The organism is Shewanella metallivivens, assembly GCF_028750675.1.
In the GTDB taxonomy this organism is placed as follows: domain Bacteria; phylum Pseudomonadota; class Gammaproteobacteria; order Enterobacterales; family Shewanellaceae; genus Shewanella; species Shewanella metallivivens.
Window position 1 is genome coordinate 21265 of the sequence record NZ_JAQQPZ010000008.1, and the last position, 17349, is coordinate 38613.

At 42.7% G+C, this 17349-nt stretch carries 15 protein-coding genes; 7 read left to right on the top strand and 8 right to left on the bottom strand.

The window, feature by feature from the left end:
- Nucleotides 1-48: 48 nt before the first annotated feature.
- Nucleotides 49-1005 carry a 23S rRNA pseudouridine(955/2504/2580) synthase RluC gene (rluC, locus tag PQR79_RS11005; protein ID WP_238104233.1) on the bottom strand — a complete coding sequence of 319 codons (957 nt, stop codon included), beginning with the start codon at nt 1003-1005 and terminating at the stop codon, nt 49-51.
- Nucleotides 1006-1630: 625 nt separating this feature from the next.
- Here rluC and rne point away from each other — a divergent pair.
- A complete protein-coding gene (gene rne, locus PQR79_RS11010; protein WP_238104231.1) occupies nt 1631-5182 on the top strand; it encodes a ribonuclease E in 3552 nt (1183 codons plus the stop codon).
- 221 nt (nt 5183-5403) lie between these two features.
- Here rne and PQR79_RS11015 read toward each other — a convergent pair whose 3' ends face one another.
- Nucleotides 5404-6315 (bottom strand): bifunctional methionine sulfoxide reductase B/A protein, encoded by a 912-nt coding sequence (locus PQR79_RS11015; RefSeq protein WP_238104229.1) that lies wholly within the window; start codon nt 6313-6315, stop codon nt 5404-5406.
- A gap of 156 nt (nt 6316-6471) precedes the next feature.
- Between PQR79_RS11015 and PQR79_RS11020 the strand changes: the two genes are divergently transcribed.
- Nucleotides 6472-7311 carry an isopenicillin N synthase family dioxygenase gene (locus tag PQR79_RS11020; RefSeq protein WP_238104227.1) on the top strand — a complete coding sequence of 280 codons (840 nt, stop codon included), beginning with the start codon at nt 6472-6474 and terminating at the stop codon, nt 7309-7311.
- A 119-nt stretch (nt 7312-7430) separates the two neighbouring features.
- On the top strand, nt 7431-8372 hold the full coding sequence (gene ylqF, locus PQR79_RS11025; RefSeq protein ID WP_238104225.1) for a ribosome biogenesis GTPase YlqF: 942 nt from the start codon (nt 7431-7433) through the stop codon (nt 8370-8372).
- A gap of 42 nt (nt 8373-8414) precedes the next feature.
- Here ylqF and PQR79_RS11030 read toward each other — a convergent pair whose 3' ends face one another.
- Nucleotides 8415-8909, bottom strand: a complete 495-nt coding sequence (locus tag PQR79_RS11030; protein ID WP_238104223.1) for a low molecular weight protein-tyrosine-phosphatase — start codon at nt 8907-8909, stop codon at nt 8415-8417.
- Between the two features lie 54 nt (nt 8910-8963).
- Complete coding sequence (locus PQR79_RS11035; RefSeq protein ID WP_238104432.1) at nt 8964-9812, bottom strand: DNA ligase; 849 nt, start codon at nt 9810-9812, stop codon at nt 8964-8966.
- Nucleotides 9813-9959: 147 nt separating this feature from the next.
- Between PQR79_RS11035 and PQR79_RS11040 the strand changes: the two genes are divergently transcribed.
- Nucleotides 9960-10340 (top strand): diacylglycerol kinase, encoded by a 381-nt coding sequence (locus tag PQR79_RS11040; RefSeq protein WP_238104221.1) that lies wholly within the window; start codon nt 9960-9962, stop codon nt 10338-10340.
- 31 nt (nt 10341-10371) lie between these two features.
- On the opposite strand, the gene hdfR is transcribed toward PQR79_RS11040, so the two are convergent.
- Nucleotides 10372-11229, bottom strand: a complete 858-nt coding sequence (hdfR, locus tag PQR79_RS11045) for an HTH-type transcriptional regulator HdfR (protein ID WP_238104219.1) — start codon at nt 11227-11229, stop codon at nt 10372-10374.
- A 108-nt stretch (nt 11230-11337) separates the two neighbouring features.
- Between hdfR and PQR79_RS11050 the strand changes: the two genes are divergently transcribed.
- The 3 genes from PQR79_RS11050 (at nt 11338) to PQR79_RS11060 (ending at nt 14297) form a co-directional block, all read left to right on the top strand.
- On the top strand, nt 11338-11766 hold the full coding sequence (locus PQR79_RS11050) for a MaoP family protein (protein WP_238104217.1): 429 nt from the start codon (nt 11338-11340) through the stop codon (nt 11764-11766).
- Between the two features lie 448 nt (nt 11767-12214).
- Nucleotides 12215-13135 (top strand): hypothetical protein, encoded by a 921-nt coding sequence (locus PQR79_RS11055; protein ID WP_238104215.1) that lies wholly within the window; start codon nt 12215-12217, stop codon nt 13133-13135.
- A gap of 136 nt (nt 13136-13271) precedes the next feature.
- A complete protein-coding gene (locus PQR79_RS11060; RefSeq protein ID WP_238104213.1) occupies nt 13272-14297 on the top strand; it encodes a GGDEF domain-containing protein in 1026 nt (341 codons plus the stop codon).
- Nucleotides 14298-14594: 297 nt separating this feature from the next.
- Here PQR79_RS11060 and bioD read toward each other — a convergent pair whose 3' ends face one another.
- The 3 genes from bioD to PQR79_RS11075 are packed head-to-tail and all read right to left on the bottom strand — an operon-like array spanning nt 14595 to nt 17346.
- Complete coding sequence (gene bioD / locus PQR79_RS11065; RefSeq protein ID WP_238104430.1) at nt 14595-15368, bottom strand: dethiobiotin synthase; 774 nt, start codon at nt 15366-15368, stop codon at nt 14595-14597.
- Nucleotides 15369-15375: 7 nt separating this feature from the next.
- Nucleotides 15376-16134 carry a methyltransferase domain-containing protein gene (locus PQR79_RS11070; protein WP_238104211.1) on the bottom strand — a complete coding sequence of 253 codons (759 nt, stop codon included), beginning with the start codon at nt 16132-16134 and terminating at the stop codon, nt 15376-15378.
- A gap of 30 nt (nt 16135-16164) precedes the next feature.
- Nucleotides 16165-17346, bottom strand: a complete 1182-nt coding sequence (locus tag PQR79_RS11075) for an aminotransferase class I/II-fold pyridoxal phosphate-dependent enzyme (protein WP_238104210.1) — start codon at nt 17344-17346, stop codon at nt 16165-16167.
- Nucleotides 17347-17349: the final 3 nt, after the last annotated feature.

The following is a 17349-nucleotide window of genomic DNA, read 5'->3' on the forward strand; positions in this document are numbered from 1 at the left end:
GCCCTTCCACGGTAATTTAACGTTAACGTGTTTGCTATTACGAATAACCTAAGCTCTTTTCAGCTTATCTAATGTATTAAGCAATACTTCATCTAATGGTGCGTTAACTTGCATGATTTCATTGTTTTCAGGATGGGTAAATTTAAGCTCAGCCGCGTGTAAAAACAGACGGTCTAACCCTAGCGCCCGCATACTGTCGTCAAATTGTTGTTCGCTATATTTGTCATCGCAGGCAATGGCATGGCCTGCATATTGGCAATGCACACGAATTTGATGGGTACGTCCTGTTACAGGGCTTGCTTTTACTAAAGTACAACCTTGATAACGTTGCATGATTTTGTAACGGGTTTCAGACTCTTTACCTTCTTTATTAACACGAACCATTCGCTCACCCGACTTTAGAGTAATTTTAAGCAAGGGGGCTTTAACGACTTTGTCGCTGGCTTGCCAATCACCACGCACTAGCGCTAAGTAATCTTTTTGCATGGTTTTGCTGCGCAATTGCTCATGTAAATGTTTTAGTGCGCTGCGCTTCTTTGCAACCAACAACACACCCGAGGTATCTTTGTCGAGGCGATGTACTAACTCTAAAAACTTTTGCTGAGGACGCAAAGACCGTAATCCTTCAATCACACCATAATCCACACCACTACCGCCATGCACAGCAATACCAGCAGGTTTATTCAGCACGATAAGATGATTGTCTTCATGGATAATCCGATCTTCGAGTTGTGATACTCGCGATAAATTTGCCGATGGCGCTGTGCGATAGTCTTTTTCAGCAATACGTACCGGTGGCACACGAACAATGTCACCGATTTGTAATTTGTATTCTGGCTTTATGCGTTTTTTATTAACCCGCACTTCTCCCTTACGTACGATCCGGTAGATCATACTTTTAGGTACACCTTTTAATTTTGTCAGCAAAAAATTATCGATTCGTTGTTCAAAATGATCTTCGTCGATAGTCACGTATTCAACTTGGGGGGTAGTTTCAGTATTCATGATGCGCCATATAGTAGTAACCGCAATAGTGTACCTTATCTTGCAAATGATTGGCTATTGTCATAACAGACTTGAAATAAATACAACAAAGAATACGGGCTTTTGATTGATGAAAATAACGTTTGTTGCTATATTTGCGCTCAGGATGAGAGTAAACAGTGGATAAAGTGTTCACAACTTTCACCAAAAGCGAATAAACTGCAATTAAGAAAATGAGCTTTATCGGTAGCAAACCATTGATTTGCAAATTGTATTTAAATAAAAAACGACAAAAAACGTTTCGACAATTAAACCGTAAGTTTTCAGTAAAGATTTCAATTTAACTGCAGTAATCGCCCCAAATTCGAACAATATTTTAGCTTGTTATCAAACAAACCGATTCGACTTGGGCATTAACGGATTAAATATCATAATTTATGGGGTTGGTTGTAAGTCAACGAATTCCTTGTTTTTGTAAATATTAGAAAATAAGCCATAAATAGGATGCGACACGCAGCGACTGCGTTTTACAGAGATGAGCACCTAATTGCCTGAATCTAGCCGTGAGGTTATACCGATTAATTCAGGCCCGTAATGCAGAAAGATCGTGTTGTTTGATGACCTCATTTAGAAGAATCACGTCATCATGAAACGTATGTTAATTAATGCAACTCAATCAGAAGAGTTGCGTGTTGCCCTAGTAGATGGGCAACAACTGTATGATCTAGACATTGAAAGTCCTGGTCATGAACAAAAAAAATCAAACATCTATAAAGGTAAAATCACTCGCGTAGAACCCTCACTCGAAGCGGCCTTTGTTGATTACGGCGCTGATCGCCATGGTTTTTTACCTCTCAAAGAAATCGCACGAGAATACTTCCCTAAAGGTTATTCATTCCAAGGTCGCCCTAACATCAAAGAAGTGGTGCAGGAAGGTCAAGAAGTCATCGTGCAAATCGATAAAGAAGAGCGTGGCAACAAAGGTGCTGCACTAACTACCTTTATTAGCCTAGCCGGTTCTTACCTCGTATTAATGCCTAACAACCCCCGTGCTGGCGGTATTTCTCGCCGTATCGAAGGTGATGAGCGTACAGAATTAAAAGAGGCCATGTCAGAGCTTCAAGTGCCAAATGGCATGGGATTAATTGTACGTACTGCTGGTGTGGGTAAAGAGTCTGCAGAGTTAAAGTGGGACTTAAAAGTTCTACAACATCACTGGGACGCTATTCAAGAAGCCGCTCAAAGCAAAGCAGCCCCTTTCTTAATACATCAAGAAAGCAACGTGATTGTTCGCGCTATCCGTGATTACTTACGCCGTGATGTTGGTGAGATTCTTATCGACCACCCACGTATTTACGAAGATGCTAAGCAACACATAGGCCTCGTTCGTCCAGATTTTGTTGAACGCGTAAAACAATACGAATCTGAAGTACCGCTATTTACCCACTTCCAAATCGAATCACAAATCGAATCGGCATTCCAACGTGAAGTGCGCTTACCTTCTGGTGGCTCAATTGTTATCGACCCAACTGAAGCTTTAACCTCTATTGATATTAACTCGGCGCGCGCCACTAAAGGCGGCGACATTGAAGAGACAGCATTAAATACTAACCTAGAAGCTGCCGATGAAATTGCACGTCAATTACGTTTACGCGATTTAGGTGGATTAGTGGTTATCGACTTTATTGACATGACGCCAGTTCGTCATCAACGTGAAGTTGAAAACCGCATGCGTGATGCTGTACATCATGACCGTGCACGTGTGCAATTAGGCCGTATTTCTCGTTTTGGCTTAATGGAAATGTCTCGTCAACGTTTGCGCCCTTCATTAGAAGAGTCTGCAGCGCATTTATGCCCACGTTGTCATGGCCAAGGCACTATTCGTAGTACCGAATCTTTAGCATTATCAATTTTACGTCTAATTGAAGAAGAATCGATTAAAGAAAACACCACTCAAATCGAAGCCATTGTGCCGGTTGATGTGGCTGCATTCTTATTAAACGAAAAACGTAAAGCTATACGCATTACCGAAGAGCGTCATGACGTTGAAGTCTACATCATTCCTGATGCTCACATGCAAACGCCTGAATATCGTGTTGTTCGTCGTAAAAGCGATGATGAAGTCAGCGAGTCAAGCTACAAGCGTGTTGAAAAACCATCGTCAAAGTTATATGAGCCTCGTAAGCTTGAACGTGCAGCCTCACCAGAGCCTGCATTAAAAGGCTTTGCAGCACCACAAAAAGCAACACCTGTTGAAACAACCCCAACTCAGGCCCCTGCTGCTAAAGCACCTGTTGCCACGGCGCCGTCTCAACCTGGATTCTTTGCCCGTATCGTGTCGGCAATTAGTGCATTATTTTCAACTAGCGACAGCGAAACGAAAGACACTAAACCTGCTGCACCAGCCAAAGATTCATCGCAAACGAATAATCGTCGCCCTCGTCGTAATGACAACCGTAACGAAAACAGCAATCGCAATTCAAACCGCAACGACAACCGTCGTCAGCGTAATGACAGCGATAAAGCGAAAGACGTTAACGAGCCTCGTACTCGTAATAAGCGTAACGATCGTAACAGCAAAAACAATGCTCAAGACGACAACGCTAAAAACAAGTCACGTAATGAAAGAACAGACAAAGCATTACAACAGACTAATGAGCCAAAAGCGACAGAGGCCAAAGCAAGCTCTGAGAAGTCTCCTAAACAAGAAGCGGCTCGTGAGCGTCGCCAGCGCCGTAACATGCGTCGTAAAGTACGTATTGAAAACGAACAAAGCGAAGCTGTAGCAGCTAAAGTTGCTGACGCAGATGCAACCAATAACACTGCAACGGACAAACCAGCAGTAGTTGATGTGCCTGAAATCAAAACAACTGAACCCAAAGCCACTGAAGAAAAAGTAGATACTAGACCTGCACGCGGTCGTCGCCAGCCACGTAAAGACAGAAGTGAGCAAACTGACAAGCAGCCTCAATCAACTACGGCCACTGAAACGACAGACTCAGCTGAAAAAGCAGTCAAAAGCGTCACTGAGGATGCTACTGTTTCAGACACTGCTGAAGTCAAAGTGGAAACACAAACCAAATCAGATAACGTTGAGCAAACAACATCTACGCCAAACGATTTGGTGACAGAATCCACTGAAGTAGATAACACCGTGGTTACTGCACAAGACATCGTCAATGACGAAACAGCAGAAAGCCGAGAAAGTGAAGCTTCTGATGACGCTAAAGGCGAAGGTCGTGAAGGTCAACGTCGCAGTCGTCGTAGCCCGCGTCACCTTCGAGCTGCAGGTCAACGTCGTCGCCGAGATGACAGCGACACGACTCAACAAGCAGTATTTACCTCTGTCGATGAGTTAGAGAAACAGTTAAATGCTGAACAGTCTAAAGACAACGCGCCTGCCGTTAATGCTGAAGACATGTCAAAAACAAAAGCTGAATCAACACAAACTGACTCTCCAGTAGTTGAAGCACCTAAAGCTGCAGAGCCAGTTGTAGATACCACAGTTGAAGCACCTAAGACTGCTGAGCCAGTTGTAGAAACCACAGTTGAAGCACCTAAGACTGCTGAGCCAGTTGTAGAAACCCCAGTTGAAGCACCTAAAGCTGCTGAGCCAGTTGTAGAAACCCCGGTTGAAGCACCTAAGCCTGCTGAGCCAGTTGTAGAAACCCCGGTTGAAGCACCTAAGGCTGCTGAGCCAGTTATTGAAACCCCGGTTGAAGCACCTAAAGCTGCTGAGCCAGTTGTAGAAACCCCGGTTGAAGCACCTAAAGCTGCTGAGCCAGTTGTAGAAACCCCGGTTGATGCACCTAAAGCTGCAGAGCCAGTTGTAGAAACCACGGTTGAAGCACCTAAAGCTGCTGAGAAGACTGCTACTTTGACTCGTGATAAGTCAGCATCAAATGCTTCTGCGCCAATGGCAAAGCCAGCGCCAATAGCACGCCAAGTGAAAGTTGAAACGGCGGTTGAAGCTAAAGTTGAAACGACAACACCCGTTGAAACTGCGCCAAAAGCGCCAGCCAAAACCAGTCGTTTTGGTTCAATGGTGTCATCAGATATGACTAAACCAACGGTAGAAGTTCGTGAACAGCAAGCTGTACCACAAGGTAGAGCTTATGAAGCACAAGCTGAAACCAGCGCGCCCAAATCAGTGATGTCTAATAGTGCATCATCAGGTATGGCTCGCCCAGGTAAGTAATATCGTAAGGCGTGATTACACTTGTTAACTTTAAAGCCATGCTTAGCATGGCTTTTTTATTGGTTATTTTCGCAAAATATCACATGCTGACCATTATCACTTTTAGGCTTGTCATTTGTTTGCTAACAGGGTGAATTGATGCATCAATAGTGTAAGTCGACTCAACGCAATTAGCAGGACAAAGCACTGTTTTAAAGTCAGTTTATTGCCCCGAGATTAGGTTACTTGCGTTTATCGGCAAACTTTGCCATTACTTTGTCAAATTTGGGTTTAACCACTAACTGACAATATGGCTGCTCACCATGTTTAGCGAAATATTCATCATGATAACTTTCTGCGGCATAAAAAGCGTCAAAGGCAGTTATTTGCGTCACGATGGGATTAGGCCAAATGCGCTGGGCGGTTAAGTATTCAATAAACGTATTTGCTGCATCGACTTGCTGACTATTGTGAGTAAAAATCACTGAACGATATTGTGGACCTTTGTCATTACCTTGCTGGTTTAACGTGGTCGGATCGTGGCTTTCAAACAGTACCGTTAATAATGTCTCGTAATTGATGATATTCGGGTCAAATGTGATGTGTACGACTTCGGCATGAGCAGTTTTACCAGAGCATACTGCATCGTAATTAGCATCACTGGCATCACCACCACAATACCCAGACTGAACACTCAACACGCCGTTTAGTTGAGCAAAAATAGCTTCTACACACCAAAAACATCCAGCCCCAAAAGTGGCTTTCTGGGTGCGGGTCTGACTAGCAACTTGGTTTAGCTCATCCACGGGTTTAAACACCATAGACACAGAATTAACACAGTGACGGATATTTTTGTCTGTTAACATTTCGCCTTCAAACACATGACCTAAGTGGCCGCCGCATTGATGACAGGTGATTTCAACCCTGCGCCCATCAGCATCAGGAGTCCGTTTTACGGCTCCTGCAATTTCATCGTCAAATGCAGGCCAACCGCAATGTGCATTAAACTTATGTTCACTTTTATATAAGGGAGCTAGGCACTTTTTACAGCAATATACTCCTTGAGCATCGTGGTCGACATACTCGCCACTAAATGGTCGTTCGGTGCCTTTTTGCTCAATCACGTATTTTTCAAATTCAGTTAAGTTATTCATTACTCACTCTCATTCATTTTTGCCTCATTAATAGACAATACGCGTGACAGGTGACACAAGTTCATCCTGTATCATTTGCACACGCGCAAACAATTGCGACAAAGTGTGACTAAGGTTACCATTAGCGCGGGTCAACACACTAATAAGAAATATATAATGAAACTAAATACAATTGATTACTTAGCACCAGATAGTGCTGAACGTTTTGTCGAGTCACTGCGTGAAACAGGGTTTGGGGTATTATCCAATCACCCTATCCAGAAACAACTTGTCGAAGATATTTACCAAGAATGGTACGCCTTCTTTCAATCTGAACAAAAACACGACTTCTTGTTCAAAGCAGAAACCCATGATGGATTTTTTCCTGCCTCGGTATCAGAAACGGCCAAAGGCAATACCGTAAAAGATATTAAAGAATATTATCATGTGTATCCTTGGGGCCGAATTCCTGACTCGCTACGCGCCAATATCTTAGCGTACTATGAGCACGCTAATACATTAGCTTCAGAGCTTTTGAGCTGGATTGAACAATACACACCACCTGAGGTTGCTACTAAGTATTCAATTCCGCTACCTGATATGATCGCCGACAGTCAAAAAACCTTACTACGTATTTTGCATTATCCGCCAATGAAGGGGGATGAAGAAATGGGTGCCATTCGTGCTGCAGCACATGAAGACATTAACCTTATTACTTTATTACCCGCTGCCAATGAACCTGGCTTACAAGTGAAAACAAAAAACGGTGAATGGATTGATGTGCCTAGCGATTTTGGCAGCATCATTATTAACATCGGTGACATGCTTCAAGAAGCATCAGGGGGCTATTTCCCATCGACATCACATCGTGTGATCAATCCAGAAGGAACGGATAAAACAAAATCTAGAATTTCATTACCATTATTTTTACACCCAAATCCTGATGTCGTACTGTCAGAGCGTTATACCGCCGACAGCTACCTAATGGAAAGATTACGCGAGTTAGGGGTTATTTAAGCCAATTATCACGGTGACTAAGCGCCTTAGGGCGCTTTTTTTATGCTTTTAGTAAGCTAACAAGGTACAATAGCGCTTTTATATTTATTCGTTTTAGCATTCGGTTATAAGGCAACATCATGGCAATTCAGTGGTATCCAGGACACATGCATAAAGCACGCAAAGAGATTGAAGAGGCAATGCCTCAGGTCGATCTAGTGATTGAAGTGCTCGATGCGCGCATTCCCTACAGCAGTGAAAACCCGATGGTGTCACAACTACGTGGCGACAAACCTTGTATTAAATTACTGAATAAATCAGATTTAGCCGATCCCGCAATTACAGAGCGTTGGATTGAGTATCTTGAACGTGAACAAGGCGTAAAGGCCTCTGCAATTACCACTTTACAGCCCGGCATGGTCAAAAACATTCCCGATATTTGCCGTAAACTGGTACCGCACCGTGATGTCATAGAAAAAGACATTCGCACCATGATTATGGGGATCCCAAACGTGGGTAAATCAACCATCATCAATACCCTTGCGGGTCGCACAATCGCCAAAACCGGTAACGAACCTGCGGTCACCAAAAACCAACAACGCATTAATTTACGTAACGGGATTGTGCTTTCAGACACCCCAGGTATTTTGTGGCCAAAAGTCGACAACGAAGCGAGCAGTTATCGCCTAGCTGTTACTGGTGCAATTAAAGACACCGCGATGGAATATGAAGATGTGGCGATGTTTGCCGCTGAATATTTTTTAAAAGCGTACCCAGAAGCCATACTTGAACGTTATAAACTAAGTTCATTGCCCGATACAGACATCGGTTTACTTGAAGCTATTGCGGGCTCACGCGGTGCACTTCGTCCTGGCGGGCGTATTGATTACCACAAAGTATCAGAGTTGTTGTTACACGATTATCGTTCAGGACGAATTGGCTTACTAAGCCTAGAAACACCTGAAATGGCTGAAGCTGAAAAAATCGAAGTCGCACGACTCCTTGCTGAAAAAGAAGCGCTTAAACAACAAAAAATCGCCCAGGAAAAACTCAAACGCTCTGGTAAACGACATAACGACTAACCTCACTTAAGGTTAATCGTTTGGCCGAGCTAAAATAAATGATTAACCGCCTCTGGCTGAAACCAGTTGAGTTGCTAATGCAGCGAGACTGGTTTCAAGCAAATCAATCACCTGCTCAAACCCATGTTCTCCTCCATAATATGGGTCTGGCACTTCTGTCACACCCGTTGTAATAAAATCGAGGATTAAGTGTATTTTGTGACGGTATTGGACTGGGCAGCGCTCAAATAAATCGTTCATATTATCGTTATCTGCGGCCAATATAAGATCAAATCGTTCAAAATCATCATCTCTTACTTGCCTTGCTTTCATCCCTGAAAAATCTAAACCCCGCTTAGTACCTGCAGTAACACTGCGACAGTCCGGCGGGTTGCCTTTATGGTAAGCAATCGTGCCTGCTGAATCGACAGTCAACGACAAATCATGTAACTTCACTTGTTGCTTGAACACTGCCTCAGCAGTAGGTGAACGGCAGATATTGCCCATGCACACAAATAATACCGAAGAAACCTTAGCTAAATATGCATCATCAATCATGTCGTCTACCTATTAATAATTATTATTGATATTTGAATTAAACTCAGTCTGTCATTATTGTGGCGGACGCTCACGTAAAAATGTGGCAAATCGTGGCGTGCCTTTCTGGGTAAAACCCAAATATTGATAGGTGATAATCGCGCCTATGGCTGGCGGGTTCTGTCTTTGTTTATCCGTTAAGCCGCTGCCAATTTTAAAAATGACCCCTTGCTGATTTTTAACCATTAACGCCCCAAGCATACCAAAATACTTTCCTTTACCGGCACTATGGCCAATAACCACTGCTTCAGCATCATATTTAGGTTTTAATTTAACAATAAATGGGCTTCGTCCTACCGTATATAAGGCTTGCCGATAATGCAACATTAACCCCTCACCACCGGCAGAGACCACCTTATCTCGCTCAGCAAACAGTGCTTCGGTACTGGAAATAGTTTGCTGTGTAATTACCTGCAGCTGTTTTACGTTAGCCTGTGCAACAAGTTGTTTCATGGCCTGATAACGAACTTCAAACGTACCGGGATGAGAAGGTAAATCAAACAGCATGTATTTCACTCTCTTCCACTGCTCATCTTCAGTATGCTCGGTGCGAACGAGTGCCGAAACTTGTTCAAATAAACCATGGCCCATCCACAATTCACCGTCTAGGGCATAATGCGGAAAGTGTTGAGTAAACCATATAGGCAAATCGATTTTACGGCCGCTGCGGGTCAGCATTTGTTGACCGTCCCAGTAACCTCTCACACCATCGAGTTTTTCACTGACTAAATAATCCGCGACTATCAATTCATCTGAATACTGACTGGCGAGCTGTATTTCGGGGACCGGCAGGCGCTCACTGACACAAGGGAAACTGTAGAGCGTGAAAAAGATGAAAAATACAATACAGGGTATACGTAACATAAACAATCCTTGGCAATTAACTTGTGCCTCATGGCAAAGTTAAGCCTAGTACAGCGACAGTGGTTGTGCATTTCAGCTTAAAATCACTGCAAGCCGATAAGGTGAATGTTACAATCTATTTGATATTAAGACAGGAAAATAACGTTCATGAAACCAGCAAATAATCATGGTCTTAAACGCGTATTCCGCGCCACGGGATTCTCAATGAAAGGCTTAAAAGCCGCCTGGAAAAACGAAGCAGCATTTAGGCAAGAAGCGGTTTTAGCCTTGTTAATGCTGCCTATTGCATTACTGATGGATGTCAGCACGACAGAACGATTATTAATGATAATGACATTGATGATTGTATTAATCGTTGAACTGATCAACTCCGCCATTGAGGCTGTTGTTGACCGTGTAGGCGCAGAAAGACACCCATTAAGCGGGCAAGCTAAAGACATAGCTTCAGCAGCAGTATTTGTTAGCCTTGTGATGTGTGCAATGACCTGGGGAACGGTGCTGTGGCCGCGAGTAATGAATGTAATTTAATCGTGGTTTCATCAGCGCACCCACTATTTAACTATACAGCCTTTGTATTCCCTGCAGATAAGATGGCAATAGCTTGTTCTACATTGGCAAGCCTCTCATTCTCAGCCCAATATGCACCATAAACATTGCGAGTGATAGGCGCGGCATTTTCAACATAATGTAATGTGTTATCAGCAATATAAGACTCTACCAACACTTCGGGTAAAAAAGCAGCCCCCCCATTATTGTGCAAAAAATCCAACGCCATTCTTGCTGAACTTGTATGCAATATTGGGGCTGGCAACATGGTAAATGCTTGGGCATGGGTGATGTTAAACGCCGTACCCCAATCGACTTTGATGTAAGCTTGGTTTGATACTTGTTCTAGTGTCAGCCCTTTTTGCTTACTGACTAAAAATAATCTTATTTGCGCCAATTTAACTAACTCAATTTCGTCCAATTTTGGCGGGTCAAACGTAATTGCAATATCTAAACTGCGTTCAATCAATTGTCTGGTCATAACAGACTCTGATAACACTTCAGTCCTTAACGCCACCCCCTCTAAACCCAAATGCAGCGGCTGTAGATAACGTTGTAGATACGCATCCCAAATGTTGTGACCTGCAGAGATGGTTAATTGAGAACGGTGTTGCTGATTTAAAATAATATCTTGTTTTGCCCTTTCCCACGCATTCAATACCGCCTCAGCATGACCGAGCATCCTTTCGCCTGCAGGAGTGGGTTGAATATTGTTACGTAGTCTTTCAAATAGATCGACACCCAGAATGCCCTCTAGTTGCTTTATTCGAAAGCTAACGGCACTGCGGGTAAGATAGAGATTTTCCGCCGCTTTGCCAAAGTGGCGCGTACGGGAGACTTCTAAAAAAGTTTTTAATAAATCTGTATCCATAAAAATTCTTCACCATGAAGGACAAAATATTTTGATTTAAAAATTGATAATACTAGCCAATACTCCAGTTGAAAATCTTTATATCTCATAATCTAGAAGGTATTAGCCATGTCTCAGCAATCATTTGTCAATGCGAAACAAGGTATTGAAGCTCACGCTAATGGATCAAGTGACAGTTTCCGCTCTACTAAACGCTTCTATGATGACGCTAATTTCCCTAAAGGGTTTAAGCGCTGTGGTGATTTTACCAGTAAGGAAGCCGACTTGCTTGAACAACATGGTCAAGCAATGAAAAATTTATCTGACGGTACACAGTTACCTTGTAACGTTGATGAAGACCAATTTGTACAAGTATTACAAGGAAAAATGGCGCCATCAACGCCAATGGAATTATTATGGGCTAAATACTGCCGCCTAGCCAAAGGTAAACCCTTTTACGCAGTAGTAGGGACTATCCATACTCCGGCAAGCCCAAAGGTTGAAATTGAATTTGACGATGTTGAAGACGATTCAACCGACACAGATGAATCTGAATAAATCGAGTTTCATTGACTAAAACAACCGCTTACAACTTGTAACATAAACACAACAAATCGCATAAAAAAGTAGAGCCATTTTTGCTCTACTTTTTTGTTTTTGCCATAAAACCGACGATCACATAAAACTTGTCAATCATCTAGCACCCTCACTATTTCTAGCTTTACTCACAAAAAATGACTTTTACGTCCTTAAGGTCAAACTATTGAGGCAAAGTATGATTTGACGCAATAACTAGACACAATTACTTCACATTTAGTTGCAAGGTGCTAATATGTTGGCTGAACAGATTACCGTGTTTATTTTGCTTGAAGTTTATGACAACACCTTTTGATGGCCCACACCTTGGTTATCGTTGTAAATAAATACATTCAGTCTCAAATACAGTAACAGCATCATATGAAGACGCATATCTTTTGACACTAAAAAAATTAAATGCGGAGTTTCAATGATTAGACCCTTTTTTTATTTTGTTATGTTAGCTTTGTTAGTTCCGACGGCTTATGCAGCCAGTAACCATAATAAGCACAATAACCATGCTTCAGTAGAAACCGATACATACACCTTCGATATAGGTGTATTTTATGCCAATTCAGATTCAAACATTATTGTCACCAATCCTAAAAACGGCGGCACCTTCCCCATTGATTTTGAAGATGAGTTTTTACTCGCAGAAGAGCAATACTTACCGTATTTTGAATTTAAATACGCTTTTAATCAGCGCCATAATCTATACATTGATTGGAAATCGTTAGATCGCCAAGCTGATAACAATTCCATCAGCCAAGACTTTATTCTTGAAGATATCGACGGCAAAGACTACCTGATTGAGGTGGGAGCCAAACTAAATACCGAATTGAACATCGATATTTTACGCATTGGCTATGGATATGATGTCTGGCAAGGTACTAACTATTCTGTAGGATTTTCTGTAGGGTTACATACCATGTTCATCGAAACCTCGTTTAAAGGTACGATTGGGACATGTATTCCTGGCACCGACTTAACCAGTTTATGCAGTAATGTTGTTGACACCCCAGAAGTCGTTGACGAAAACTTTACCGCCCCACTACCCAATATTGGGATGTATGCTGCCTATGAGTTTTATTCTGGGTGGGAGATTTATGCCCATACTCAATATTTTGCCATTGAGTATGATGATGTAGACGGTTCGTTACTTGACGTACGTTTGGGCGTACAAGCTAAATTTTGTGAAAATTGGTCGCTAAAATTTGCGTATAATTATTATGACGTTGACATTACCATTGAAAAAAAACGTAAACTGAACGGTGGCGAATTAAGAACCTTTGATTACAATATTGACTATAGTTTTACAGGCCCAATGTTTGCGGTCTCTTACGCATTCTAATCTCTTACTTTGACAGCACAATAGCATCTTAGGATGCTTTTTTTGTGATCCGTTAAATGATAATGTCCTACTATAAATTTTATTATACCCTCCATCACTTTAATAACTGTTCATAGCCCTGCTCATGAGGCACTTAATGTCTAATACGTTATTACAAACCGCAGCTGCCAATCTTAAAAAAGCGGTTCCGTTAATGTTAAAATATAAAATTCCAACCACGCCTACAAATTATGCACTTTGGTATGCTTATGTTGGTGAACAAAATCCTATTCTTAATCAAGAGCTTGATACTGTAGTTAAGCAAAATCAAACCTGTTCACCCGTGACCAGTGAACTACTCTATCGAAAGCATGTGGCCGATCCAGTAGAGCTTGATATACGCGAAATGCGTAAAAACTTAGATGCCATGGTTTGTGAACTGTCTCAATCATTAAGAGATACCAATTTAGACACAGAGACATTTCAAACCCAAATTGAAAAAGACTTTAAGAAACTTAGCGTTCTAGAAACCGAAGGGTTCTCGCTAGAACAAGTCATTGGCGTAGTGCGGAGCATCGTTAAAGAATCCTCAAGTATTCGCTCAAGTACAGTCAGTTTTACCGAGCAATTACAAAAGGCCCAGTCTGAAATAGATACCCTGAAAACTCGTTTAGCAGAATCAGAAAAAGACATGCTATTTGACGCATTAACCAACGTGCTCAATCGCCGGGCATTTAACGATGACATCGACGCCCAAATAACGACATCGCCAACGGGCACTTGCCTGATTTTAATTGATATTGATCACTTTAAAAACTTCAACGACTCTTTTGGCCACCAGCTAGGTGACTTAGTGTTAAAAACCGTTGCAAAACGTATTCAAGAAGCCTGTCGTGATGGAATTAAATTGTACAGGTATGGTGGTGAAGAATTTGCCATTATCGTGCCGAGCAGCCAATTAAGAGTGGCAAGACAGCTAGCTGAAGGGATCCGCAGAGCACTGGAAAAACTCAGTGTTAAAGATCGCCGCAGTGATAAAGTCATTGATTCTATTACTGCATCATTTGGTGTAGCAGAGTGGAAACCTAAACAAAATGTGGGGCAACTAATTGAAGCCACAGACAAGCTATTGTACGAGGCAAAGCGCCTCGGACGTAACCGAGTGATGCCTATCTCCGGTTAATTTTTCTAATCAATAAACCATAAAACTCAACCTAAGCCTTCAGCCGGTTGAGTTTTTTATTGGTTAATGATGATAATACCATTGCGCATTAATAAGTGACCACTCAGAATGCGTCCAGCGGTTTTTGATTAAGGCGTCGCTATGTAGTCATGGTTGTTCCCTTTCAAATAGCGAGAACGTAAAGCAAAAGCGGCTGGGGCATTCCTTTTAGGCGAGTTTTAAAAGGGCTTACACTGCGTTGCATGACTTCGAAAGAGAATCACTATTCATTCAGTCATTCGCCTTGTTTAAGCCCTTTTAAACTCTCGCTGAAAGATCACTTACTAACGCGCAATGGTATAACTCTGGTAATTGCACATAAGCTGCCGCATTTTCAGCACTTGGATTGGCAAGATGTGGCACATAGCCTAAAAAAGGCGCTTGCATCATCTGTTGTAAACTTTGCAAATTGTCTTCAATAAAGGCCATGTCGGCATCAACCTGATTGGCCACCCAACCAGCAATACTCAAACCATCGGCTAGTAGCGCTTCTTGCGTTAACAACGCATGATTTAAGCACCCCAGTTTCATCCCAACAACAAGAATAACGTCAATTGTCCCATTGTAATTAGCCCCTTTCATTGCATCACAGCCCAGGCTTTTAGAAGAGGTATACTGCTGAAGCTTCGCTTGCAATAACTTAACCGTATCAGATAAATACTCGCCATTGCCTAACGGTAAACGCCAACCACCAGCACCTTCAATTAAAGCAAAATCGGCACTGACCATTGCCGGATGGAACATTGCATCAAGCACCCCTTGTGCGCTTAACGCGGTATGGACCTGCGAGGCTGCAATATGAGGCGCAATTGCCGGCTCAAAACTGATAGGGTTGACTTCTTGATAAGCTAAGCCCATGTTCGATTGCGCCATTAACATCAATGCATCACTGTTGCGCAACCCACTTTCATTCATCTCACAACCTGAGGCAATAGGTTTAAAACCGCATTTTTGCCCTTGTGCTTTCGCCAATAATGCCGAGGATATTAAGGTTTTACCGCTATCTGTGTCGGTTCCAGTGACAAAATACAACATAGTGTTAGCCCCGTTTAGCGCGGATAAACGCGATTTGATACGTTAAGGGAATGCCTTTTTCTGTGCGCAGCGTGTTGGCTAATTCAACTCGTTGTTGCCATTGCTGCTTTTTTAGCAACGGCCGGTTTGAGTTATGCTGATGCTGAGCAAATGACGCCCCAACCCCTTTAATGGAATACAGCAAGCTACGTAAATCATCAAAATACACTTGAATGCTTTCAAGTTTGATATCAATACTTTCCCATGTATCACCCTGGAATTGAGATGACATAAATGCTTGTTTTAACGCCGAAACAGAATGAAATTGATTGACATGAAAACCTAGTGTTTTCAGTTCCGCTAGACTGCCATCTGCCACAATACTCACGTGACACTCGCCATTAGGGCGTAACACGCGCTGAAATTCGCAAAATGCTTGAGGCAATTTGGGGCACCACTGTAATGCTAAATTAGAATAAATACTGTCAACTGATGCAGTCTGTAACCCTAAAGCTTGGGCATCAGTGCACAATGGCAAATAATCTGTAAATTGTTGCGTTAACTCAGTAAGCATACCCTGAGCAATGTCGACAGCCACAACCTGATTAACAGCGTTAAATGCACCAAAATCGGTGCCTGGCCCAGCCCCTACGTCTAATAAGGTGCCGTATAAATTTGCGTGTTGTAATAACTGATGAGCACTTAAACGTTGCAATACATCATGCTGTTTGTAATGGCTTGCAGCACATGAAAACTTATTGGCCAGTGGATTATCTAACGTCATGAGGTTTCTCATTGATCCAAATTGATGTCATTACAATGTCTGTAAAGCTGCTGATGTGTTTGTGCCCGAATCATTTATCAATGATGCAACCGTAGCAACCAGAGCGCGAATATCGTCAGCCTGATGCTGAGCATTGAGGGTGATCCGTAAGCGAGCTTGCCCTTTAGGCACTGTAGGTGAGCGTATTGCACCCACTAAAAACCCTCGTTGAGTTAACTGCTTAGCAACGGCCATTGCACGTTGATTATCACCAATCATGATGGGTTGAATCGCCGTTTTCGATTCGGTTAGCGTTAATTGATGTTGTGTTGCGACCTGCCTAAACAACGCGATATTGGCCAGCAGCTGGGTTAACAATTGCGGATGCGAATGCTGCCAATTAATCGCCGCTAACGCCAAATGAGCATTAGCAGGAGATAACGCCGTTGAGTATATGTATTCCCGCGTTGTCGCCACTAGAAAATCAATCACGTCTTGGGAAGCTAAAATCGCCGCGCCTTGGCAACCTAATGCTTTGCCAAAGGTGACAACTTGAATATCGACCTTATCTGCATTAACCAAGCCATTTGGTAGCACACCAAAGCCGTGGGCATCATCAACAATTAACCAACATTGATGCTCGCGACATAAACGCGCCAGCTCAGTGATGGGTGCGGTATCACCGTCCATACTAAACACACTTTCAGTGACCACAGCACAGCCAGGATGGCGCTCAATAATACGCGCTGCACTGGTAAGATCATTATGTAAAAAACGGCTAATTTTGCATTGGCTGTCTTTCAAACCATCAATCACAGATGCATGCACTAATTTGTCTGCAATCACTGTGTCATTCGCATTAAATAGGGTTTTCATCAAGGCACTATTGGCGCTAAAACCTGAGCTAAACAGCATGCACGCCCGGTGACCCGTTAGCTCACATAAACGTTGTTCAAGCTGTTGATGTGCAACACTGTAACCACTGACTAACGGTGACGCCCTACTGCCTACACCGTATTGTTGTGCCCCTTGGTAAAGGGCTTGAGCTAACGCCGGTTCTCGAGATAACCCTAAGTAATCATTGTGGCTAAAATCAATAACCTTGCTTTGCGATCCAAGCCCGTTAACCCGCCTTTGACGCAAAAGACCCGTCGTGTGTAATTGCTCAAGGGTAGCCTTTATCCGCTGAGCGAGAGGATGGTTATCCGTTACTGACGGCTCTGATGTTGCCATGAC

Bases quoted from the DNA above. Each gene is read 5' to 3' on its own strand.
- PQR79_RS11060 (WP_238104213.1), top strand. From the start codon at position 13,272: ATGTCTAATACGTTATTACAAACCGCAGCTGCCAATCTTAAAAAAGCG.
- PQR79_RS11055 (WP_238104215.1), top strand. From the start codon at position 12,215: ATGATTAGACCCTTTTTTTATTTTGTTATGTTAGCTTTGTTAGTTCCG.
- PQR79_RS11030 (WP_238104223.1), bottom strand. From the start codon at position 8,909: ATGATTGATGATGCATATTTAGCTAAGGTTTCTTCGGTATTATTTGTG.
- rluC (WP_238104233.1), bottom strand. From the start codon at position 1,005: ATGAATACTGAAACTACCCCCCAAGTTGAATACGTGACTATCGACGAA.
- PQR79_RS11015 (WP_238104229.1), bottom strand. From the start codon at position 6,315: ATGAATAACTTAACTGAATTTGAAAAATACGTGATTGAGCAAAAAGGC.
- PQR79_RS11020 (WP_238104227.1), top strand. From the start codon at position 6,472: ATGAAACTAAATACAATTGATTACTTAGCACCAGATAGTGCTGAACGT.
- PQR79_RS11035 (WP_238104432.1), bottom strand. From the start codon at position 9,812: ATGTTACGTATACCCTGTATTGTATTTTTCATCTTTTTCACGCTCTAC.
- PQR79_RS11075 (WP_238104210.1), bottom strand. From the start codon at position 17,346: ATGGCAACATCAGAGCCGTCAGTAACGGATAACCATCCTCTCGCTCAG.
- ylqF (WP_238104225.1), top strand. From the start codon at position 7,431: ATGGCAATTCAGTGGTATCCAGGACACATGCATAAAGCACGCAAAGAG.
- PQR79_RS11040 (WP_238104221.1), top strand. From the start codon at position 9,960: ATGAAACCAGCAAATAATCATGGTCTTAAACGCGTATTCCGCGCCACG.
- rne (WP_238104231.1), top strand. From the start codon at position 1,631: ATGAAACGTATGTTAATTAATGCAACTCAATCAGAAGAGTTGCGTGTT.
- PQR79_RS11050 (WP_238104217.1), top strand. From the start codon at position 11,338: ATGTCTCAGCAATCATTTGTCAATGCGAAACAAGGTATTGAAGCTCAC.
- PQR79_RS11070 (WP_238104211.1), bottom strand. From the start codon at position 16,134: ATGACGTTAGATAATCCACTGGCCAATAAGTTTTCATGTGCTGCAAGC.
- hdfR (WP_238104219.1), bottom strand. From the start codon at position 11,229: ATGGATACAGATTTATTAAAAACTTTTTTAGAAGTCTCCCGTACGCGC.